Annotated in this window: 21 protein-coding genes; 18 read left to right on the top strand and 3 right to left on the bottom strand. The window is 64.5% G+C overall.

Going from position 1 to position 20697, the window contains the following annotated elements; translation table 11 throughout:
• The first annotated feature begins 43 nt into the window (after positions 1-43).
• From fliD to AT395_RS00630, 5 genes are read left to right on the top strand one after another with little or no spacing between them, the layout of a single operon-like run.
• Positions 44-2149, top strand: coding sequence for a flagellar filament capping protein FliD (gene fliD / locus AT395_RS00650; RefSeq protein WP_048628361.1), 2106 nt, complete (start codon positions 44-46; stop codon positions 2147-2149).
• A 22-nt stretch (positions 2150-2171) separates the two neighbouring features.
• Complete coding sequence (fliS, locus tag AT395_RS00645) at positions 2172-2606, top strand: flagellar export chaperone FliS (RefSeq protein WP_048628362.1); 435 nt, start codon at positions 2172-2174, stop codon at positions 2604-2606.
• On the top strand, positions 2599-2937 hold the full coding sequence (locus AT395_RS00640; protein ID WP_048628363.1) for a flagellar protein FliT: 339 nt from the start codon (positions 2599-2601) through the stop codon (positions 2935-2937). Before fliS ends, AT395_RS00640 begins: the two co-directional genes overlap by 8 nt.
• Positions 2938-2961: 24 nt before the next feature.
• Positions 2962-4398 carry a flagellar hook-length control protein FliK gene (gene fliK, locus AT395_RS00635; protein WP_048628364.1) on the top strand — a complete coding sequence of 479 codons (1437 nt, stop codon included), beginning with the start codon at positions 2962-2964 and terminating at the stop codon, positions 4396-4398.
• Positions 4395-4760, top strand: coding sequence for an EscU/YscU/HrcU family type III secretion system export apparatus switch protein (locus tag AT395_RS00630; protein WP_083577652.1), 366 nt, complete (start codon positions 4395-4397; stop codon positions 4758-4760). The genes fliK and AT395_RS00630 overlap by 4 nt, the downstream gene beginning before the upstream one ends.
• Before the next feature lie 189 nt (positions 4761-4949).
• Here the strand turns inward: AT395_RS00630 and fliE are convergent, their stop codons facing one another.
• Positions 4950-5285 carry a flagellar hook-basal body complex protein FliE gene (gene fliE / locus AT395_RS00625; RefSeq protein ID WP_048628365.1) on the bottom strand — a complete coding sequence of 112 codons (336 nt, stop codon included), beginning with the start codon at positions 5283-5285 and terminating at the stop codon, positions 4950-4952.
• Between the two features lie 338 nt (positions 5286-5623).
• Here fliE and fliF point away from each other — a divergent pair, with 338 nt between their 5' ends.
• The 13 genes from fliF (at position 5624) to fliR (ending at position 17332) form a co-directional block, all read left to right on the top strand.
• Positions 5624-7312, top strand: coding sequence for a flagellar basal-body MS-ring/collar protein FliF (gene fliF, locus AT395_RS00620; RefSeq protein ID WP_042113578.1), 1689 nt, complete (start codon positions 5624-5626; stop codon positions 7310-7312).
• Positions 7299-8297 carry a flagellar motor switch protein FliG gene (gene fliG / locus AT395_RS00615; protein WP_039366481.1) on the top strand — a complete coding sequence of 333 codons (999 nt, stop codon included), beginning with the start codon at positions 7299-7301 and terminating at the stop codon, positions 8295-8297. The genes fliF and fliG overlap by 14 nt, the downstream gene beginning before the upstream one ends.
• Positions 8298-8316: 19 nt before the next feature.
• Positions 8317-8976, top strand: a complete 660-nt coding sequence (gene fliH / locus AT395_RS00610) for a flagellar assembly protein FliH (protein ID WP_042113580.1) — start codon at positions 8317-8319, stop codon at positions 8974-8976.
• A gap of 116 nt (positions 8977-9092) precedes the next feature.
• Positions 9093-10751: a flagellar protein export ATPase FliI gene (fliI, locus tag AT395_RS00605; protein ID WP_058375327.1), complete on the top strand. Its 1659-nt coding sequence runs from the start codon at positions 9093-9095 to the stop codon at positions 10749-10751.
• A gap of 12 nt (positions 10752-10763) precedes the next feature.
• The gene (fliJ, locus tag AT395_RS00600; RefSeq protein WP_042113581.1) at positions 10764-11216 is read left to right on the top strand and encodes a flagellar export protein FliJ; all 453 of its coding nucleotides are present in this window, start codon (positions 10764-10766) and stop codon (positions 11214-11216) included.
• A 17-nt stretch (positions 11217-11233) separates the two neighbouring features.
• Positions 11234-12685, top strand: coding sequence for a flagellar hook-length control protein FliK (locus tag AT395_RS00595; RefSeq protein WP_058375268.1), 1452 nt, complete (start codon positions 11234-11236; stop codon positions 12683-12685).
• 211 nt (positions 12686-12896) lie between these two features.
• Entirely contained in the window at positions 12897-13379 is a 483-nt protein-coding gene (fliL, locus tag AT395_RS00590) for a flagellar basal body-associated protein FliL (protein ID WP_048628367.1), read from the top strand.
• Between the two features lie 7 nt (positions 13380-13386).
• Positions 13387-14385, top strand: a complete 999-nt coding sequence (fliM, locus tag AT395_RS00585; RefSeq protein ID WP_042113585.1) for a flagellar motor switch protein FliM — start codon at positions 13387-13389, stop codon at positions 14383-14385.
• Positions 14385-14825 carry a flagellar motor switch protein FliN gene (fliN, locus tag AT395_RS00580; protein WP_082164707.1) on the top strand — a complete coding sequence of 147 codons (441 nt, stop codon included), beginning with the start codon at positions 14385-14387 and terminating at the stop codon, positions 14823-14825. The genes fliM and fliN overlap by 1 nt, the downstream gene beginning before the upstream one ends.
• A 134-nt stretch (positions 14826-14959) precedes the next feature.
• Positions 14960-15448, top strand: a complete 489-nt coding sequence (gene fliO, locus AT395_RS00575) for a flagellar biosynthetic protein FliO (RefSeq protein WP_231606090.1) — start codon at positions 14960-14962, stop codon at positions 15446-15448.
• The gene (gene fliP, locus AT395_RS00570; RefSeq protein ID WP_094068034.1) at positions 15448-16242 is read left to right on the top strand and encodes a flagellar type III secretion system pore protein FliP; all 795 of its coding nucleotides are present in this window, start codon (positions 15448-15450) and stop codon (positions 16240-16242) included. Before fliO ends, fliP begins: the two co-directional genes overlap by 1 nt.
• A gap of 16 nt (positions 16243-16258) precedes the next feature.
• On the top strand, positions 16259-16528 hold the full coding sequence (fliQ, locus tag AT395_RS00565; RefSeq protein WP_010807718.1) for a flagellar biosynthesis protein FliQ: 270 nt from the start codon (positions 16259-16261) through the stop codon (positions 16526-16528).
• Positions 16529-16540: 12 nt separating this feature from the next.
• Positions 16541-17332 (top strand): flagellar biosynthetic protein FliR, encoded by a 792-nt coding sequence (gene fliR / locus AT395_RS00560; protein ID WP_042113586.1) that lies wholly within the window; start codon positions 16541-16543, stop codon positions 17330-17332.
• A gap of 123 nt (positions 17333-17455) precedes the next feature.
• Here fliR and flgL read toward each other — a convergent pair whose 3' ends face one another.
• Positions 17456-18694, bottom strand: a complete 1239-nt coding sequence (gene flgL, locus AT395_RS00555) for a flagellar hook-associated protein FlgL (RefSeq protein WP_048628368.1) — start codon at positions 18692-18694, stop codon at positions 17456-17458.
• A gap of 13 nt (positions 18695-18707) precedes the next feature.
• Positions 18708-20696 carry a flagellar hook-associated protein FlgK gene (flgK, locus tag AT395_RS00550; protein WP_058375266.1) on the bottom strand — a complete coding sequence of 663 codons (1989 nt, stop codon included), beginning with the start codon at positions 20694-20696 and terminating at the stop codon, positions 18708-18710.
• Between the last annotated feature and the right edge of the window lies 1 nt (position 20697).

Below are 20697 nucleotides of genomic sequence, written 5' to 3'. Positions count from 1 at the left end.
GCGTTTTGCGAGTTGAGCAACTATTTTTGAGAGCGAGCAATTTATGGCGACCACTGGCAGCAGTACTACGGGCTCAATTTCGTCACCGGGCATTGGCTCGGGACTGGACGTGAACGCGCTCGTCACCAGTCTGATGCAGCCGGCGACGCAAAAGCTCAATTTGCTCAAGTCGCAAGAGGCCAGCTATCAGACCAAGGTCTCGGCGCTCGGCAGTCTGCAATCGGCGCTGAGTTCGTTTCAGTCGTCCTTATCGAACCTGTCCTCGGCATCGTCATTCCTTCAGATGACCGCCACACCGGGCGATGCGACATTTCTGACGGCGTCGGCAGACACCACGGCGAAAGCCGGCAGCTATACCATCAACACGACGCAGTTGGCCCAGGCGCAAAGCCTGTCGACGATCGGCGTGTCGGACCCCGCCGCCTCGATCGGCAGCGGCACGTCCACCAAGCTCACGTTCAGCTTCGGCACGATCTCGGGCGGCACGCTCGCCAACGGCACGTACACCGGCGCGAGCTTCGCACCGAACGCGCAACAGGCGCCGTTCAGCGTCACGATCACGGACAAGAACAACTCGCTGCAAGGCATTCGCGACGCCATCAATGCCGCCAACGGCGGGGTGACGGCCACCATCGTCAATGACGGCAGCGCCACGCCTAACCGCCTGGTCCTGACCTCGACACAGACCGGTCAGACGATGAGCATGAAAGTGGATGTCGCCGCCGGGGGCGACGCCGCGCTTACGAACATGCTGGCGTATGACCCCACGGGGACTCAAAACCTGACGCAGACGGCCGCGGGCCAGAACGCGAACCTGACCATCAACGGTCTGGCCGTGTCGAGCCCGACCAACACGGTCAAGAGCGCCGTGCAGGGTCTGACGATGAACCTGCTCAAGACCGGCACGACCACCGTCAACGTCAGCAACAACAGCGACGGCGTGACCAAGGCCGTCAACGACTTCGTCAGCGCCTACAACACGCTGCACTCGGCCATCGGCAAGCTCACGTATTTCGATAAGTCGAGCGCCACGCCTGGCAGTACCTCGAACAACAACGGTCCGCTGATTGGCGATACGACCACGCAGATGATCACCACCCAGATCCAGCAGATCCTGAACGGCAAGCTGCCGGGGGTCTCGGGATCGGTGCTCACATCGCTCGCGGATATCGGCGTGACGTTCCAGGCGGGTGACGGCACCGGCAGCGCCACGGATACGTCGGGGCAGCTCGCCGTCGACACGACCAAATTGCAAAAGGCGATCAGCTCGGGCGGCTTCGCACAGCTCGCTTCGTTGCTCGCCACGAACGGCACGACCACCGACAGTCTGATCAGCTATCAGGGCTCGACGAGCAATACGCAACCGGGTCAGTACGATGTGGTCATTACGCGTCTGGCGACCCAAGGCACGCTCACCTCGAACGCGACCCTGCCGGCGAACACCGTCATCGACGGCACCAACAATACGTTGACGGTGCAGGTCGACGGCAAGAGCACGACCATCACCATCCCGAACGGCATCTATACGCCCGACAAGATGGCCGCCGCATTGCAGGCCGCGATCAACGGCAACTCGCAGTTCGTGGCGAACGGCTCGACCGTAACGGTCAAGCAGACCAATGGGGTGCTGTCGATTACGTCGAACCGCTATGGCTCGGCCTCGAACGTGCGCGTCACGTCGGGTAACGCCATGACCGCCCTGTTCGGCACCGGCGTTTCGCCCAGCACCGACGGAGTCGATGTCGGCGGCTCGATCGGCGGTGTGATCGCCACGGGCAGCGGTCAGTATCTGACCGGTGCGGCGGGTTCGCAGACCGACGGTCTCAAGATTCAGGTCACGGGCACCAACCTTGGCAACCGTGGCACCATCAATTTTTCGCAGGGCTATGCGTCGCTGCTGTCTAACCAGGTCAGCAACTTCCTGAGTGCGAAGGGCGCCATCAGTACGGCCCAGTCGAATCTGAACGCCAGTATCAAGCAAGTGCAGCAGCAGGAAAGCGACTGGCAGGACCAGATGACACAGATGCAGAACCGCTATCTGGCGCAGTTCACCGCGCTCGATGCGACCATGTCGAAGCTTCAGAACACCAGCGACTACCTCAAGCAGGTGCTGGGGGGTTCGTCTTCGTCGTCTTCGTCGTCGAAGTAGGCCCGGCTCACGGAGATCGCTCATGTACGGTCAAAACGCCGCCAACGCCTATCGCAAGGTCGGACTCGAAACGGGTGTCATCGCCGCGAGTCCGCATCAACTCATTACGATGCTGTTCGACGGCGCCAAGGCGGCCCTCACGAAGGCCCGTATCCATTTTGAAGATGGCCGCATCGCGGAGCGCGGACTGGCGCTCTCGAAAGCCATCGGCATCATCGGCGGCCTGCGCGACGGATTGAATATGGAGGTGGGGGGGGAACTGTCCCGCAACCTTCGCGATCTGTACGACTACATGGGGCGCCGTCTGCTCGAAGCCAATCTCGAGAACGACGTCGCCAAAGTCAGAGAAGTCGACACCCTGCTCGACACGATTGCATCTGCCTGGCGAGAGATCGCTCCGGCTGCCGGCACGGGTGCCCCCGCCGTACAGGCGGGCACCGGAGCGCGTTATGAGTGAAGCGACGACCTTGCTGAACTGCTACGAAAGTATTGCCGGTCTCACGGAGCGTATGCTTGGTGTCGCGCGCGACGGCGACTGGGACGCTCTCATCGACCTTGAGGCGCAGTATCGTGCGCAAGTCGATTCGATCAAGCAACTCGACGCCGCCCAGCCGCTCACCGAAGACGAACGCGCACGCAAGCACGAGATCATCCGCCGCATTCTGGCCGACGACGCCGCGATTCGCGACCTCGCGGTGCCGCATCTGGCGCACCTCGACGCCATGATCAACAGCACGCGCCGTCAACGTGCCCTGCACGAAGTCTACGGCCTGAACCTGGGCACCTGAGGCGCCCGCATTTCGGAGTAAGGCATGGCCGGTCTGGACTCGGTGCTGGCCACGACGCTTGCACGGCGACTCGATTCATTGCTCGGCCTCGGGCAGGGTGTGTCGTCCTCAACCGCCCCGAGCGCTGTTGCCGGCACACAACCCACGGGCGACGCCACGTCCGCCCTCGGCGATCTTGCCACCCGAACCTCACCCGCCGCCGTCAGTCTCGGCAACACGCCGACGCAAACCGCTGCGCGGCTGCCCACGCCCGTTCAGCAGGCCACGCTTTCCGCCGCGGCACGCACCATCGATACGATCCTGCGCCTCGCGCCCGATTCGCCCGGCCCCGTGCAGGCAAGCACGCCCGTCTGGCCCGCCGCCCCCGGGAACGGCGCGCCCGCGCTCGCACCGCTGCTGGCCGCCGCGCTAAAAGAAGCGCTGTCGACGAGCGGGCTGTTCTATGAATCGCATCTGGCGCAATGGGCGTCCGGGAGCCGGTCGTTCGAACAATTGCAGGCCGAGCCGCAGTTGCGCTGGCCAGCGTCTGCCAACCTTGCAGCGCAACTGCGCGCCGCAGGCGCCGACGCCACACTGCCCGGCCCCGGCCCGCTCACTCGCCTGTTGGGCCCTGCGGCGGCCGAGGCGTCGCTTGCCGCCGCCTGGCCGGTGCCGGGTCCTTCCGTGTCGACGGCGGTTGCATCGTCCGCACAACCGGGGCTGCCGGGACAGACGGCTCAGCCCGTCGCGGGCGATGCCGCCGATGGCGGTCTGCATGCCACCGCGAATTTACCCAACACGGCGACGGCGCTTGCCCACGCCGCCAGCGTGGCGCATACGACGAGCACTGTGTTACCGAGCGGCCGCGAAGGCGATGCGTTGCTCTCGGCAACGGGTGACGGAAATGCCGCCGCTGCCGCGCCGCACGGACCGGCCGGCGCCATCGCCGCCGTGGCGAATACGCCTGCGGAAAGCGTGACGTTGGTGCGTCAACAACTCGACATGCTGGTCAATCCGCAGTTTCAGTGGAATGGCGCGGCCTGGCCGGGGGCACCGATGGAGTGGCAAGTTGAGGAGCGCCCCGGGCAACCCGCGCCGGGCGAGATAGCCGCCGCGTCGACTTGGCACACCCATCTGCGCCTGACCCTGCCTTCGCTGGGCACGGTCGACGTCAATCTCGGCTTGTCGGGGCAACAATTGCAGGCGCGTTTGCTGACGGACTCCGCAGCGTCGGCCGATCTGCTCTCGCATGAAGGCGAGGAACTGCGTCAACGATTGGCTGCGGTCGGTCTTGTCGCGAGCCAGTTGTCGTTCGGGGCGTTGGGTGACGACGGCAGTGCCGGGTCGGCGGGTATCGATACCGCCACCTTGGGGACCGACGCGGCTGTGTCCGCCACGGCTGCCTCGGCCGCCTCGGATGCCACGGCCCGTCAGCCTGAGTTGTCTTCCGGGGACGGCGCTTCGCCGGGAGGTGGCGCATGACCTTGCCACCGGAACGCCGGGCAGCAGTCGCGCTGGCCTACGGCGCGAAAGATACGGCACCGCGCGTAGTGGCGAAGGGCTACGGCCTGCTCGCCGAGACCATCGTGCGCACCGCGCGCGAACATGGGCTCTATGTCCACGAATCGCCGGAACTGGTGAGCCTGCTCACACAGGTCGACCTCGATCAGCGAATTCCCGCACAGCTTTATCAGGCGGTGGCGGAATTGCTGGCGTGGCTCTACAAACTCGAAGCGGGCCGCGGCGGCAAGCCACCGCCACTCCCCCCGGGCGTCGTCCCTCCCGAGGGTGAGGCGCACGCTTCGGCTGCCGCCCCCCCGCCCTCATCCACACCGTCCACCTGAAGACGCAGCCACCAGTGCCGAGGTACGTCCTCACAATGTGACGGGCCAACCGTCGCCACCGGCGCTCGACGCGACGACCGTCCTTTTAACCCGGTAGCAACAAAAAAGCCCCGTCGACAGACGAGGCTTCTTCGGTGCAGATGACTTCCGGCGAACCATCGCCGTGAGGCGACCGCCGGTCGGCCGGCTTCACACCTGCATATTCATCACAGTTGTGTAGGCCGAAACAAGCTTGTTGCGCACTTGCAGGCTCATCTGGAAGCCGATGTTGGCTTTTTGCAGGTCGACCATGACGTCGTTAAGCGCTACGCCCGGCTCCCCCATTTCAAATGCACGCGCCTGCGCTTCGGCACCGCTCTGTGCCGACGACACGCGCTTGAGCGACGCCTCCAGTTCAGCCGCGAACCCGCCCGTGGCGGACGCGGCGCCCGCACCCGCGCTGGACGTGCCCATGATCGAGCCCGCCGCCTGCGACGCGACGCCGCCCAGCTTCTGCAATACCGATTCGATCCCCGGAATGGCCATGTTGCTTGTCCTCAATGGGCGCCGGCTGCGCGCGAGATCACGCCGCTTCGCCCGGTTTGCCTTTTATCAGTTACGTCGGAGATTACCACCCTCTGGCAAGCCCCCAATACCTTAATTAGCGGCAAAACACCCGCCTAATCCACAGAACGATTCCATATTCGCCAACGAATAATCAGGACCATCGGCATCGTGCGCACCGGGCGCCGGATTCTTTCCAATCCTTAGCATCCCTGGGACGCGAGCACGATGCCATGCGTACCCGGAGAATTCTGTCGCATGTTAGTGAGCACTTCCACCGCGATGAACGTCACATTAACGCCACTGGCGTGGAGCCGCGCATGAACGCCGCCACCCAGACGGCGGACGTTGCCGCCAAGCCGCCCTTGCTGACGCAGTTGCGCTCGCGCGAGCGCCTGCCGTTGCTCGTCGGCGGCGCGGCCCTTGTCGCGTTGCTGATTGCGGTTTTCCTGTGGAGCCGTGCCCCCGACTATAAGGTGCTGTACAGCAACCTGAGCGATCGCGACGGCGGCGCCATCATCACGTCGCTGCAACAGATGAACGTGCCGTACAAGTTCGCCGAGGGCGGCGGTGCCATTCTGGTGCCGTCCGAGCAGGTGCACGATGTGCGGTTGCGCCTCGCCTCGCAAGGTCTGCCCAAGGGCGGTCTGGTCGGCTTCGAACTGATGGATAACCAGAAGTTCGGTATCAGCCAGTTCGCCGAACAGGTCAATTACCAGCGTGCGCTCGAAGGTGAACTCGCCCGCTCGGTCGAATCGCTCTCGGCGGTGCAGGCCGCCCGCGTGCATCTGGCCATTCCCAAGCCGTCGGTGTTCGTGCGCGAGCAGCAAAAGCCGAGCGCTTCGGTACTCGTCACGCTGTATCCGGGCCGTGTGCTGGACGACGCACAAGTGAGCGCCATCGTTCATATGGTGGCCTCCAGCGTGCCGGAACTGCCGGTCAAGAACGTCACGGTGCTCGACCAGAACGGCAACCTGCTCTCCGCGCAAAGCGGCAACGCACTGGGTCTGGACGCCAGCCAGCTCAAGTACGTACGCGAACTCGAACAATCGTATGCGCGCCGCATCGAGGCGATCCTGAACCCGATCGTCGGGCCGGGCAACGTGCACGCGCAGGTCACGGCGGATGTCGACTTCAATCAGGTCGAGCAAACCTCGGAGAACTACAAGCCGAACTCGGGCGAGCAGGCCGTGCGCAGTCAGCAAAACAGCGAAGCCACACAGATCGGCATTACGCCGCCGGGCGGCGTGCCGGGCGCACTGTCGAACCAGCCGCCGGGTCAGGCCACCGCGCCGATCACTCAGCAGCAACAGCAGTTCGCTCAGCAGAACGGTGCCAATCCGGCGAGCGCCGCCAGTGCCCCGCAAGGCCCGCGCAGCGATCGCAAGGATGCCACGGTCAACTACGAGGTCGACCGCACGATTCGTCACGTCCAGCAGGCCACGGGCGGGCTGAAGCGCCTGTCGGCGGCCATCGTCGTGAATTATCGTCCGGGCACCGACGCGAAGGGCAAGGCTGCGATGGTGGCGCTCACGCAAGCACAGCTCGACCAGATTCAGAATCTGGCGAAGGAAGCCATCGGCTTCTCGGGCCAGCGCGGCGACACGCTCAATATCGTCAACAGCCCGTTCACCGTAGAAGAAGATCCGGAAGCTAACCTGCCGTGGTGGCGTCAGCGTCAGAACATCGAACTGGCCAAGCAGGTCGGCAAATGGGCGCTGATCGGGCTGATCGGCATTTATCTCTGGTTCGGCGTGATTCGTCCGGCCATCCGCAAGCATCTGAGCCCGCCGCCGCCGGCCGAGCCGACGCTCGCCGGTGCGGCAGTCGGCGCCGAGGGTGCCGAAGGGGCCGAGGGTACGGGTGCCGCCGGCGAGCCCGGCAAGAGCAATGAACTCAGCGCTTACGAGCGCAACTTGCAGTACGCGCGTCAAGTCGCGCGACAGGATCCGAAGATCGTGGCAACGGTAGTCAAATCATGGGTGGGTGGTGGCGATGAGCGCGGCTGAGGGACTCCAACGCAGCGCCATCCTCCTGATGTCGCTGGGTGAAGACGAAGCGGCGGAGGTCTTCAAGTACCTCGCGCCACGTGAAGTGCAGAAGCTCGGTGCGGCCATGGCCTCGCTGCGGCAAGTCACGCGCGATCAGATCGCCGACGTGCTGCAGGACTTCGTGCTCGAAGCCGAACAGCATTCGGCGCTTTCGCTCGACTCGTCCGAGTACATTCGCTCGGTGCTCAACAAGGCGCTGGGTAACGACAAGGCCGCCGGCCTGATCGAGCGCATTCTGCAAGGTGGCGACACCAGCGGTATCGAAGGCCTGAAGTGGATGGACTCCACGGCAGTGGCCGAACTGATCCGACACGAGCATCCGCAGATCATCGCCACGATCCTCGTTCACCTCGACCGGGATCAGGCGTCGGAAGTGCTGGCGCTCTTCACGGAACGTCTGCGCAACGACGTGGTGCTGCGTATCGCCACGCTCGACGGTATTCAGCCGGCCGCGTTGCGCGAACTCAACGACGTGCTCACCAAACTGCTCTCGGGCAGCGAGAACATCAAGCGCAGCCCGATGGGCGGCGTGCGCACGGCGGCGGAAATCCTCAACTATCTGGGCGGTGTGCACGAAGAGTCGGTCATCGAAGCCGTGCGTAACTACGACTCGGACCTCGCGGCGAAGATCGTCGAAGAGATGTTCGTGTTCGAGAACCTGCTCGACGTGGAAGACCGCAGCATTCAGGTGCTGCTCAAGGAAATCGAGTCCGAATCGCTCATCATCGCGCTCAAGGGCGCGCCGGTCGAATTGCGCGAGAAGTTCTTCAAGAACATGTCGGCGCGTGCGGCCGAACTGTTGCGCGAAGACCTCGAATCGCGCGGTCCGGTGCGGGTCTCGGAAGTCGAAGCCGAACAGAAGAAGGTGCTGCAAGTGGTGCGTCGCCTGGCCGATCAGGGCGCCATCATGATCGGCGGCCGCGGCGACGACGCTTACGTGTAACCGGACGGGGCCCGCGCGCATGTCGACCATCATTCCGAAAGAACGCCTCTCCGCCTGGCAACGCTGGGAGATGGCGTCGTTCGACCCGCCGCCGCCCCCGCCACCCCCGCAACCGAAGGCGCCCAGCCCACTCGACGATCCCGCGCTCGTGGCGCAGATCGCCGCCTGGCGTGAGGAAGCACGCGCCGAAGGCCATGCACAAGGCTACGCTGCCGGTCACGCCGAAGGCTATGCCGCCGGACAGGCCGCAGGCAAGCAAGAAGTCGACGCGCGCGCCGCACAACTCGCCGATATCGCGCATGGTTTCGGCACGGCGGTGAACGCCATCGACCGCGAAGTCTCCGAGCCCCTGCTCGGTCTCGCGCTCGACATCGCCCGTCAGGCCTTGCGCCAGACGCTCACCATTCATCCGGAAACGCTGCTGCCGATCGTGCGCGAGCTGCTTTCCAACGATCCGCTGACCGGTTCGCCGCGCCTGCTTCTCAATCCGGAAGACGTGGCGCTGGTCGAAACCCATGTGGGTGCGGAACTGCGCACCGCTGGCTGGACCGTGCGTGCCGACCCGACCATCGAGCGCGGCGGCTGCAAAGCCGAAGCGGCCAGCGGAGAAGTCGACGCCACCGTCGCCACTCGCTGGCAACGCGTGATGGCCGCGCTGGGCAAGGATCTGCCATGGTGAACGCCGAACTCACCCCGCTCGCCGCCCATGCGCCGGTGCTGCCCAGCACCGAGAACACGCATGACGAAGCCACGTCGAACACATCGCCCACGCCCTCCCCGGCGAACGATGGCACGATGCCTTCGGTGCGCCTGTGGGACGAGATCGACACGACCCAACACGCCGTGCAGGCCGGCGCCCTGCAACCCGACGATCATGAAGACGCCCCTTCGGCGTCTGTAGCGGACGACTCGCTCGCGAGTACGGCGGCCAAGTCCGAAGCGACCGGCACCTCCGAGGTCAACGAAGCCAACGAAGGCAACGGGGCCAACGATCCGGCAACCGCAGCCGAGTCCGCAGCACCGAAAACTACCGCGCATGTCGCCCTGGGCGCTCGCGAAATCGCACGCGACGCACATCTTCGCCGCTGGCAAAACACGCTGCGCGAGCGCATCGCCCACGTGCACGCCGTCGAACCCACCCGGCGTTGCGGCCGCCTCACGCGCGCCGCCGGTCTCGTGCTCGAAGCCGTGGGCCTGCGTCTGCCGGTCGGTGCCGGCTGCCTGATCGAGCTGCCGGTACACGACCCTTCGCGGGAACCGGCCACGGCCGAAGCCGAAGTCGTCGGCTTTGGCGGCGATCGGCTGTTTCTCATGCCGCAGACGGAAGTCGCCGGCCTGTTGCCGGGCGCCCGTGTGTTCCCGATGGAACCCGCCGCCGACGGCCCCCTGCCCAGTCAACGCCATAACGGCAAACGGCTGCCGGTCGGCGAAGCGCTGCTTGGCCGTGTGGTCGACGCCGCCGGCCGGCCGCTCGACGACTTCGGCCCGCTCGGCCTGACCGAGAGTGCCTCGCTTGCGTCGGTGCCGATCAACCCGCTGGGTCGTGCGCCCATCGAGTCGGTACTCGACGTTGGCGTGCGCGCCATCAACTCGCTGCTCACCGTCGGACGCGGCCAGCGCATGGGCCTCTTCGCAGGCTCCGGCGTAGGCAAGAGCGTGCTGCTCGGCATGATGGCCCGCTTCACGCAGGCCGAGGTCATCGTCGTCGGTCTGATCGGCGAGCGCGGCCGCGAAGTGAAAGACTTCATCGAGAACATTCTCGGACCTGACGGTCTGGCGCGCTCGGTCGTCGTGGCTGCGCCGGCCGATGTCTCGCCGCTGCTGCGCCTGCAAGGCGCCGCCTACGCCACGACATTGGCCGAGTATTTCCGCGATCAGGGCAAAGACGTGCTGCTGATCATGGATTCGCTGACCCGTTACGCCATGGCGCAACGCGAAATTGCGCTGGCCATCGGTGAACCGCCCGCCACGAAGGGCTATCCGCCATCTGTGTTCGCGAAGTTGCCGGCCCTGGTCGAGCGCGCCGGCAACGGGCCCGATGGTGGCGGCTCGATCACGGCGTTCTACACCGTGCTCACCGAAGGCGACGACCAGCAGGACCCGATTGCCGACTCGGCCCGCGCCATTCTCGACGGCCACATCGTGCTATCGCGTCAGTTGGCGGAGTCGGGGCACTACCCGGCCATCGACATCGAGCAATCGATCAGCCGCGCGATGGCAGCGCTCATCGACGACGGCCAGTTCGACAAGGTTCGACGCTTCAAGCAGATGCTCTCCCGCTACCAGCGCAATCGCGACCTCATCAACGTGGGTGCCTACGCGCCGGGCAGCGACCCGATGCTCGATCAGGCGATCGAGCTGTATCCCCGCCTTGAGCGCTTCCTGCAACAGGGAATGCGCGAGCGGGCCAGTTATCCGGACGCCGTGCACCAGTTGCACGGGCTGTTCCACTAAGCGGAGGCGGCCATGAACTCCCACCTGCCCCTCAAGTTGCTCATCGAACTCGCCCAGAAAGACGTGGACGAAGCCGCACGGCTGCTCGGCGAACGCCAGAAGCAGCGTGCCGAAGTCGAGCGTCAGCTCGAATCGCTGCGCGAGTACCGTCACGAGTACCGCACGCGCATGCAGACGGCCACGATTCAGGGCATGGCCGGCTGCGACTGGCGCAACTTCCAGCAATTCATCGATACGCTCGACACGGCCATCGGGCAGCAATCCATGCTGCTCGAACAGGCCGAAGAGCGTCTCGCGGCCGCGCGCCGCGAATGGCAGGCGCAGCAGCGCCGCCTGAACTCCTTCGGCACGCTCGCCTCGCGCGAAGAAGCCCGTACTGCGGTGCGGGTCGCGCGTCGCGAGCAGAAGGAAAACGACGAGTACGCCGCGCGCAGTCTGCGCCGCCGTGCCGAATCCCCGATTTGAAGGACAAGGAAACCGACATGTCGATTCTGAGCTTCCTCACCGATTCCGCCGCTGCCGCGCAGCAAGCCATGAAAGCCAACCGCGCCGGCTCGTCGAATACCGACGACAGCGGCGTGTTGCCCTTCTCCACTGTGCTTTCGCAACAGACGCGCCAGACCGTGCAGCCCGCCAGCAGCGTGAACAACACCCCGCCGCAAGCGAGCCAGACCAGTACCAATACGTCAAATACGTCCGGCAATAGCAGCACCCGGTCGACCGACAACGGCGCGAACGGCAGCGCATCGGCCGGTCAGTCCGCACAGGCGGGACAGACTGGGCAAACGAACGCTTCGAAGAATCCGTCGAAAACGACGTCCGCCAATAGCGACAAGGACGACACGGACGATAACGCCGACGACGCGGCACAGACCGTTGCTTCGCCCGGCGATCCCGCCGCCGCCCTTGCCGTGGCGCTCGCCGCCATGAACAATGCACCGCTGCCCCCGCAAGCGCCGGTACCGCCGACCGCCGCCGACGCTAGCGCAACGGACGGCAAGCCCGGCACTGGCGCGGCCATTGCTGCGGCGGTGAGCGGCGCGTTGCAAGCGAGCGGCGCCGCACAATTGGCCGGCCAGCCGCCGGCGGGGGCTGCGGCCGATGCCAAGACCGCTCCCTCGAACGCCAGCGCAGCGGCCAATGGCACGGTCACCGCCGCCGCCACGACCGCCAGCAATACCGGCGGCGTCTCGCTCGACACGCTGGCCAAGAACGCCACGACAACGTCGGCAACGTCCGCTGCACAGCCTGCCGCTACCGATGCCAAGGCCGCCACGCCGCCGACGGGCGCCGATGCACAGGCCGCGCAACGCATGGCCGACGCCATGGCGCAGGCACAGGGCAATCGCGACGCCGCTGCTCAAGCCACCACCGCCGCCACACAGGCGGCCGCTCAGGCGGCACAAGCCGCTACGCCTGCGGTCGACGCCCAGCCGCAATTGCAGGCACAGGCCAATCTGCCGGCCGCCCTTGCCCTGAATGCCCGTGTCGGCACGCAAGACTGGAACAACCAGCTCTCGCAGCAAGTGGTGTGGCTCTCGTCCGCCCACGCACAGACCGCGCAGTTGAGCCTGAATCCACCCGATCTCGGCCCGCTGCATGTGGTGCTGAACGTGACGAACGACTCGGCGCAAGCGATGTTCGTCTCGCAGCACGCGGCGGTGCGCGACGCCGTACAGGCCGCACTGCCGCAACTGCGCGAAAGCCTTGCCAACAATGGCATTGCGCTGGGCAACACGACCGTGAGCAGCGACAACGCACAGCAGCAGGCGTTTGCGCAGCAAGGCGCGAACGGGAACGGCGGCGCAGGCGGGAACGGTCAGGGCAACGGACGCGGCACGCCGGGCTTCGGTCAGGCCGACGACGCAGCGCTTGCCACAACCGTGAGCGTTCCGGTGCGCGTGAGCAACGGTCTCGTCGATACGTTTGCCTGATCTCCCGGCCCCGATTTCGACGCATCGATGGCGGTAAAACGCGGCGCCATCCGTCGCGCTCCGGCGTGACCGGTCGCCGCACCGCCCTAAAGCAAGCGGGTTTTTCTGCCGTTAAGACAAAGACGCGAGTTAGACGCGATTGTCCCTTCTTTTCGGCCGATCACCCCTTGGCGGGTTAGCCGACAATCATTACCCAATAGCAGGCGAACACATGGCAAATCCCGCACCGACGCAAGCCGCGGCCCCCTCCGGAGGGAGCATGCGCAAATGGATTCTGTTGATCGTTGCGGTTGCGCTCATGGCCGCCGCCGGTGCGGCAACGGCCGTGTATTTGCTGACGGGACGCAGCGAAGCGGCAAAAGCACCGCCGCCCCCGCCGCCGCCCGTTTTCGTCGGCATGGACCCGTTCACGGTGAACCTGTCGGGCGAAGACGGTGAGCGTTACCTGCATATCGGTCTCTCGCTCAAGGTGGCAGACGCCGAGACGCAAGCCCGCATCACGCAGCACATGCCCGAAGTGCGCAGCCGCGTGTTGCTGCTGCTGTCGTCAAAGCAGCCGCAGGATCTGGCCACGATCGACGGCAAGCGCCGTCTGGCGAGCGAAATCCGCACTCTGGTCGCGCAACCGTTTGCGCCCAACATGCCGCAGCAGGCCGTGGGCGAAGTGCTGTTCACCGCGTTTGTAATTCAGTGAGTGATTCATGGCGCATGAGGAGTTCCTGTCGCAGGAAGAAGTCGACGCCCTTCTGAAGGGTGTCACCGGCGAACAGGATGACCGGTCCGAGTCGGAAGATCATTCCGGCATCAGACCATACAACATCGCGACGCAAGAGCGCATCGTGCGCGGGCGCATGCCCACGCTCGAGATCATCAACGATCGCTTCTCGCGACTGTTCCGCATTGCGTTGTTCAACTTCATGCGCCGCAGCGCCGAAATCTCGGTGAGCCCGGTGCGTGTGCAGAAGTACAGCGAGTTCATTCGCAATCTGCCTGTCCCGACCAACCTCAACCTGGTCCACATCAAACCGCTGCGCGGCACCGCGCTGTTCGTGTTCGATCCGAACCTCGTGTTCCTGGTGGTGGACAACCTGTTCGGTGGCGACGGCCGGTTCCATACCCGTGTCGAAGGACGCGATTTCACGCAGACCGAGCAACGCATCATCGGGCGCCTGCTCGATCTGGTGTTCGAGAACTACGGTGCGTCGTGGAAGCCGGTGTATCCGGTCGAATTCGAATACGTGCGCGCCGAAATGCACACGCAGTTCGCCAACGTCGCCACGCCGAACGAGGTAGTGGTCACGACCACGTTCGACATCGAGTTCGGGTCGGTCGGCGGCGAATTCCACATCTGCATGCCGTACTCGATGATCGAGCCGATGCGCGATCAGCTCTCGAGTCCGCTGCAAGGCGAAACGCTCGAGGTCGACAAGCGCTGGGTGCGCCTGCTCTCGCAGCAGGTGCAGGCGGCCGATGTCGAGATCGTGACCAACCTCGCCCAGATCGACATGACGCTCTCGCAGTTGCTCAACATGCGCGTAGGCGACGTGATTCCGCTCGACGTGCCCGAGGTACTGGAAGCCAAGGTCGACGGCGTGCCCGTGATGGAATGCAGTTACGGCGTCTTCAATGGTCAATACGCGCTGCGCGTGAACCAGATGATCAACCATTCGCACAGCGATTACACGAAGGACAACGAGTGATGAGCGATACCCCTCAAACGCCCGGTGACGACGCCCAGGCCATGGCGGACGAGTGGGCCAGTGCCATGGCGGAGCAGACGGCTGCCGAGCCGGCGCCCGCGAGCGCGCCACCGCCGGCCGCCGCCCCCGTGTTTCAGCCGCTGGCCGCCACCGCCGGAAATCCCGCAACGGCCACGCACAACGATATCGATCTGATTCTCGATATCCCGGTGCAGATGACCGTGGAGCTGGGCCGCACGAAGATCGCCATCAAGAACCTGCTGCAACTGGCGCAGGGCTCGGTGGTGGAACTCGACGGCATGGCCGGCGAGCCGATGGACGTGCTGGTCAACGGGTGCCTCATCGCTCAGGGCGAAGTGGTGGTCGTGAACGACAAGTTCGGCATTCGCCTGACTGATATCATCACGCCATCCGAACGCATCCGTAAGCTCAATCGATGATGGCAATACAAGTCCACGGCAAGCCCGTGCGGCATGCCGTGGCAACCGCTACGACCTCTCGCACCGCCCTTTGCGCCCTTCATGGCCTTCGCGCGCTTCGTGTGTCCCCCGGTGCGCGGCGCATCCCACGGGCCTTGGCGGGTCTGGCTCGCCCGCGCGCCGTCTCCGGTGGCATCTCCGGCTTTCTCGGCCTCACCTTCCTGACGATCTCCTGCGCGCACGCGCAGGGCAGCGCCTCGCAGGCGGCCGCCGTGCCCAGTCTCGGCGGCGCGGGCATTGTGCAAACGGGCCTTGGCCTCGTACTCGTGCTGGCCCTGCTGTTCGGGCTCGCGTGGCTCGCCAAGCGCTTCGGGCTGCAACGCCCGCTGGGCGGCGGCAATGTGCGTATCGTCGGCAGTGCCGCTGTGGGGCAGCGCGAACGCGTGGTGGTCGTGGAAGTCGCAGGCGACTGGATCGTGCTGGGTGTCGCACCCGGGCAGGTCCGCAGCCTGCATGTGATCGACGCCGAGCGCGTCGCCGACATGCCTGCCGCGCCCGGCGTCGCCCACCCGGGCGCACAAGCCAACCGCGCCGCGCAGGCTTTTGCGCAAAAACTGCGCGAATCGATGAAAAAGGATTCCTGATGTTGCGTGGCTTGCTGTGCGCCGGAAAGCCTCGGGGTCCGGCGGGTCCGACGCTTGCGCTGGCCTTCGGGCTGGCACTCGCCTGCCTCGTCTTGCCGGGCACGGCGCTCGCACAGGCCACGCTGCCCGCGCTGACCACGACACCGGCCCCCGGTGGCGGACAGACCTATTCGCTGTCCGTGCAGACAATGCTGCTGCTCACGTCGCTGGGCTTCCTGCCCGCGATGTTGCTGATGATGACCGCCTTCACGCGCATCATCATCGTGCTCTCGCTGCTGCGCCATGCCATTGGCGTGACGACCTCGCCGCCGAACCAGATCCTGATCGGCCTCGCGCTGTTTCTGACGTTCTTCGTCATGTCGCCGGTCTTCGATCAAGCGTACACCAACGCCTATCAGCCGTTCGCCGCGAACAAGATCAGCTTCGAGCAGGCGATCGACACCGGGGCCAAGCCCTTCCACGCGTTCATGCTCAAGCAAACGCGTGAAGCCGATCTGGCGCTCTTCGCCAAGCTGGCCAAGACACCGCCGATGAACGGCCCGGAAGACGTACCGATGCGCATTCTCGTGCCGGCCTTCGCTACGAGCGAGTTGAAAACGGCGTTCCAGATCGGCTTCACGATTTTCATTCCGTTCCTGATCATCGATCTGGTGGTCGCGAGCGTGCTGATGTCGATGGGGATGATGATGGTCTCGCCCTCCACGGTGTCGCTGCCGTTCAAGCTGATGCTGTTCGTGGTGGTCGACGGCTGGCAACTGCTGCTGGGCTCGCTCGCCCAGAGCTTCACGATGTAGCGGCGAGGAACGCGAAATGACTCCGGAAACCGTCATGGCGCTGGCCCATCAGGCAATGCAGGTCACCCTGCTGCTCGCCGCGCCGCTGCTGCTTGTCGCCCTCGTCTCCGGTCTGCTCGTGAGCCTGTTTCAGGCGGCCACGCAGATCAACGAAATGACGCTGTCGTTCATTCCCAAGCTGCTTGCGGTGTTCGTCACGCTGGTGATCGCGGGCCCGTGGATGCTCAACCTGATGGTCGACTACATGCGTCAGTTGCTCACCGGCATTCCCGGCCTCGTCGGGTAAGCCGCGCCGGCTTTGATCAGCTTCACTTACGAACAACTCCTGGGCGTCATTGCGACGTTCCTGTTTCCGTTCGTGCGCCTGCTCGCGCTGTCCATGAGCGCCCCGTTGTTCGGCGACGCCTCGGTACCCGGCATGGTCAAGATCGGTCTGGCGGGCATTGTCGCGCTGGCGCTGGCGCCGGTCCTCGGCCCCATGCCCGCCGTCTCGCCGTTCTCGTGGGAAGGCCTCTGGATTCTCGTGCAACAAGTGATGATCGGCGCGGCGCTCGGCTGGTGCATGCAGATCGTGTTCTCCGCCATCAGCATGGCGGGCGACTTCGTCGGGTTGCAGATGGGCCTCTCGTTCGCCACCCTGCTCACGCCCAACAGCGACGGCAGCACAGCCGTGCTCGGCATGCTGCTCAATCTCGTGGCCATGCTAGTGTTCCTCGCCACCAACGGGCATTTGGTGATGTTCGCCACGCTGGTGCAAAGCTTCACGGTGTTGCCGGTATCGAGCGCGCCGATCTCGGTGGCGGGCTGGCATTACCTGGCCATGCTCGGCGGCCAGCTCTTCACGCTCGCGCTCATGCTGTCGCTGCCACTCGTGGCCGCGCTGCTGATCTGTAACCTCGCGCTGGGTATCCTGAACCGGGCCGCCCCGCAGCTCAACATCTTCGCCGTGGGCTTTCCGCTCACGCTGGGTGTCGGTCTGGTGGTGTTGGAAATGATGATGCCGCGTATTGCACCGGTCATGGATCACTTCATCTCCATCGGCATCGACATGATGGTGCGGGCCACCGCCGCCTTCGTACCGAAGACCTGAGACCGGCCTGGCGGTCATCAATAGCGCCCCCGCCAAAACGACTGCGGGCCACCCGGCGTCATGCCGCGTGGCCCGCTATCTTTTTCGTCGTCTCGCGCGGATTCAGTAACCGCGCGTCACGCCTCAGAGCAGCGCGAACAGCGAGAGCTTCTGCGTTTGCAGGAAACTCTGTTGCGACGCCTGCAAGGCAGCCTGCAACTGCGCGAACTTGGTCGCCGCCGAGTTCCAGTCCACATCGAGCAGATCGCTGAGTTGCGATTGGTAGTTGAGCGAGTTCGTATCGCCAATGTTGTTCAGCGCGCTCAGCTCGTTCATTCGCGAGCCCGTCGTGGTGCGGACCGTCGTGACGTTATCGTAAGTGTTGCTGAACATCTGGGTAAACGTCGTCAACGCGTTGCTGAGGTTTGCCTGCCCTGTGCCGTTCGTGCCGTTGATCGGTGTCTTGAGCGTGTTGATCAGCGCCTGCAAATTGTCGAACAAGTTAGTGCTGGCCTTGTTCGCCGGCTGCACTGTGTAGTTGTCGCCCGCCGCCGGTGCGCCCGAGAAGGTGACCGACTTGCCACCGAAGTTGATCGGCTGACCGGCAGTGTACGTCCCCGTCACATCGGGCACTGTCGTGTCCGTCTGGTCCTTGACCGTGTAATTGGTCGTGGGCGGCGTGGTGGTGTTGTCGATCGCGAAGCTGATCTGGTATTGATGGTTCGCGCCCGCGTTGGTGACGTCGGTCGTCGAGACGGTAGAGTATGTCGCGGTACCCTGATTGGCCGAGTTGCCGCTGATCAACGTGCTGGCGGTACTTGCCTGAATCCCTTCGAAGATGGTCGCGCCAGGATCGTTGATCGCGATCTGACGATTGGGGCTCACCTGCACGTAACGCACCCCCATATCGCCTGCATACGACGCGCCCGTGGGCGACGCTACATAGGCGGCCGAGTTGCCCTTGTAGCCCGCAAACAGGTATTGCCCGTTGGCATCGGTCGTGTTCGCGAGCGAGAGCAACTGCTGGAAGCTCGATTGCAGGTCGGTCGCAATGGTCGCGCGGTCGGTGTCGTTGAGCGTGGCGTTGCCCGCCGACGCGATTTGCGACATCACATGTTGCAGCGAGTTAATGATGCTGCCGAAAGTCGAATCTTCGAGCTGAAGCTGGGTCGTCGCGGCAGCACGGTTCGCGGCGTACTGCGTGTTCATGCTGTTGTCTTGCGAGACGGCAACGGCCTGAGCAGCCGCGATCGGGTCGTCGCTCGGCGTGGTCACGCGCTTGCCCGACGAGAGCTGGGCTTGCGTGTTGAGCAAATCAGAGGTGTTCTGGCTCATCGAGCGCAGCCCCTGATCGTAAATCATGTTGGTGCTGATACGCATCATCTTGCCCCTGCGCTTAGTTGACCATCTGGAGAATGGTGTCGAACAGCGACGAAGCTGTCTGAATCACCTTCGAGTTGGCCTGATAAAGCTGCTGATACTTGATCAGGTTGGCGGCCTCTTCATCGAGGTTCACCCCAGAATTGGACTGCTGTGCCGTTTGCGCTTGTTGCAGCAGGGTGGCCTGAGCAGCGCTGGTGGCCTTATAGGTATTCGTGGTCGAACCCACAAACGACACCAGATTGGCATAGGCCGTCGCGTAACTTTGCGAGCCGCCCACCTGGGTCTTGTCGTTCTGCAGGGCCGAGAGCGCCAGGCCGTTGCGGTTGTCGGTCACCGCACCCGACGTGTTCGGTGCGATAGTGAACTTGTCGCCATCGTTCGGCGTGCCACTGAGATTGACCGTCATGCCGTTCATGGTGATCTTGGCACCATTGGCGGCATCGTACGGCACGGTATCGCCGGCGGCGTACGAGGTCGTCACCCCGTTGACCGTGACGGTCATCGGCGACGGCGCGACCAGCGTGAGCGCACCGGTCGTGGCGTTCTTGCTGAAAGTGAAGCTCACCGGGGCGGTCAGCACGTTCGACAGATAGCTCTTGTCCACGCTGCCCTGATCGACCTTGAGCGACCCGCCATTGCCACTGCCGGTCGACGCGATGATCGGTGCTGCCAGCGCGATCTTGCCCGGATCGGTGATCGAGACGCCAATGTTCTGTGCCGCGTTGCGCGTGGGCTGAATCGTGAAGCTGTCGCCCGCCACCATGCCGCCGGTGGTGACCGAGAAACCATCGGCAAAGGCCGCGCCGCTGCTGTCCTGGAAGTTCAGCGCTGCCCCCGGCGTCGCCGGCGCGCCGGCCGTCCACTTCGCGCCGTCCGACTGGCGCGTCAGCGTGTAGGTGGTACCGTCGAAGCTCACGTTGTAGTCGCTCGCGGTCACCTTTGAGGCGTCGGTGATCGTGGCGTTGAGGGTGGCGCCGTTCGAGTTGGTGGTGCTGGCGATGACCGTAGGGTTGGGCACCGTGAAGAAGTTACCCCCCAAATTCCCGTACAGGTCCAGACCGAGCTGGTTCTGAGCGTTGAACGTGCCGGCAAGCGACAGTGCGATCTGGCCAAGCGAGTTCTGCGCTTGCGTGAGTGCACCGCTGCGGAATGACAACAGCCCTGCCAGCGAGCCGCCGGTAATCGACGACTCCGGAATCGGGACCTTCGTTCCGTTCGGACTCACGTACGCAATGGTCATTTGCGACGGATCGCTTGCCGAGGGCACCGTCGTGAGCTGATATGCCGAGTTGCCCGTGACCAGCGACTGACCGTTGCCGATGAAGACGTTGTACGCGCCGCTGCTGTCCTTGACGACGTTCGTCTGCACAATGGCGTTCAGGTTCGCCACCGCCAGATCGCGCTGGTCAAGCAGATCGTTCGGCGTGGCGTTGATACCGTTGGCCTGCGCCTGCTGAATCGCGTCGTTCAGCGAGGCGATCTGCTTGGCGTAGGTGTTGATCTGATCCGTCGACTGGGTCAGCGTGCCGTTCACGCTGGCGCGCAGCGACGACAACGTGCCCGAGAGCGACTGGAACATGCTCGTGAGCGTTTGCGCCGAGGAGATCACCGTGGCGCGGGTGGCCGAGTTGTTCGGCGCGGTCACGATGGTCTGCAAGTTCGTGAAGAAGTTCGACATCGAGGCCGACAGGCCGGTCGTCGAGCTGCCCAGCGCGTTGTTGATCTGCGAGATCTGCTGGTAGTAGGTATTGAGCTGGCTGTACTGGGTCTGCGCCTGATTGACCTGGTTCGACAGGAACTGGTCGTACACGCGTGACACGTCGGTCACAAGCACGCCCTGCCCGAGGTAACCCATGCCGGTGAACTGGCTATTCTGCTGGGCGTAATTGACGACCTGGCGGTTATAACCGGCAGTCCCCGAATTGGAGATGTTATTGCCGGTGGTATTCAGGGCGAACTGGGCGGCGTTCAGCCCGCTCATGCCAATATTGATTAGGCTCATG

Source organism: Pandoraea apista, assembly GCF_001465595.2.
Classification (GTDB): Bacteria; Pseudomonadota; Gammaproteobacteria; order Burkholderiales; family Burkholderiaceae; genus Pandoraea; species Pandoraea apista.
This window is presented reverse-complemented; position numbering and strand designations above follow the sequence as displayed.

What these genes read in the sequence shown, in the direction of transcription:
- AT395_RS00595 (WP_058375268.1), top strand. Translation starts at nt 11,234, where the DNA reads ATGTCGATTCTGAGCTTCCTCACCGATTCCGCCGCTGCCGCGCAGCAA.
- fliP (WP_094068034.1), top strand. Translation starts at nt 15,448, where the DNA reads ATGTTGCGTGGCTTGCTGTGCGCCGGAAAGCCTCGGGGTCCGGCGGGT.
- fliF (WP_042113578.1), top strand. Translation starts at nt 5,624, where the DNA reads ATGAACGCCGCCACCCAGACGGCGGACGTTGCCGCCAAGCCGCCCTTG.
- fliQ (WP_010807718.1), top strand. Translation starts at nt 16,259, where the DNA reads ATGACTCCGGAAACCGTCATGGCGCTGGCCCATCAGGCAATGCAGGTC.
- fliG (WP_039366481.1), top strand. Translation starts at nt 7,299, where the DNA reads ATGAGCGCGGCTGAGGGACTCCAACGCAGCGCCATCCTCCTGATGTCG.
- fliK (WP_048628364.1), top strand. Translation starts at nt 2,962, where the DNA reads ATGGCCGGTCTGGACTCGGTGCTGGCCACGACGCTTGCACGGCGACTC.
- fliJ (WP_042113581.1), top strand. Translation starts at nt 10,764, where the DNA reads ATGAACTCCCACCTGCCCCTCAAGTTGCTCATCGAACTCGCCCAGAAA.
- fliH (WP_042113580.1), top strand. Translation starts at nt 8,317, where the DNA reads ATGTCGACCATCATTCCGAAAGAACGCCTCTCCGCCTGGCAACGCTGG.
- fliL (WP_048628367.1), top strand. Translation starts at nt 12,897, where the DNA reads ATGGCAAATCCCGCACCGACGCAAGCCGCGGCCCCCTCCGGAGGGAGC.
- fliE (WP_048628365.1), bottom strand. Translation starts at nt 5,285, where the DNA reads ATGGCCATTCCGGGGATCGAATCGGTATTGCAGAAGCTGGGCGGCGTC.
- AT395_RS00630 (WP_083577652.1), top strand. Translation starts at nt 4,395, where the DNA reads ATGACCTTGCCACCGGAACGCCGGGCAGCAGTCGCGCTGGCCTACGGC.
- fliD (WP_048628361.1), top strand. Translation starts at nt 44, where the DNA reads ATGGCGACCACTGGCAGCAGTACTACGGGCTCAATTTCGTCACCGGGC.
- fliN (WP_082164707.1), top strand. Translation starts at nt 14,385, where the DNA reads ATGAGCGATACCCCTCAAACGCCCGGTGACGACGCCCAGGCCATGGCG.
- fliI (WP_058375327.1), top strand. Translation starts at nt 9,093, where the DNA reads ATGCCTTCGGTGCGCCTGTGGGACGAGATCGACACGACCCAACACGCC.
- flgK (WP_058375266.1), bottom strand. Translation starts at nt 20,696, where the DNA reads ATGAGCCTAATCAATATTGGCATGAGCGGGCTGAACGCCGCCCAGTTC.
- AT395_RS00640 (WP_048628363.1), top strand. Translation starts at nt 2,599, where the DNA reads ATGAGTGAAGCGACGACCTTGCTGAACTGCTACGAAAGTATTGCCGGT.
- fliM (WP_042113585.1), top strand. Translation starts at nt 13,387, where the DNA reads ATGGCGCATGAGGAGTTCCTGTCGCAGGAAGAAGTCGACGCCCTTCTG.
- fliS (WP_048628362.1), top strand. Translation starts at nt 2,172, where the DNA reads ATGTACGGTCAAAACGCCGCCAACGCCTATCGCAAGGTCGGACTCGAA.
- flgL (WP_048628368.1), bottom strand. Translation starts at nt 18,694, where the DNA reads ATGATGCGTATCAGCACCAACATGATTTACGATCAGGGGCTGCGCTCG.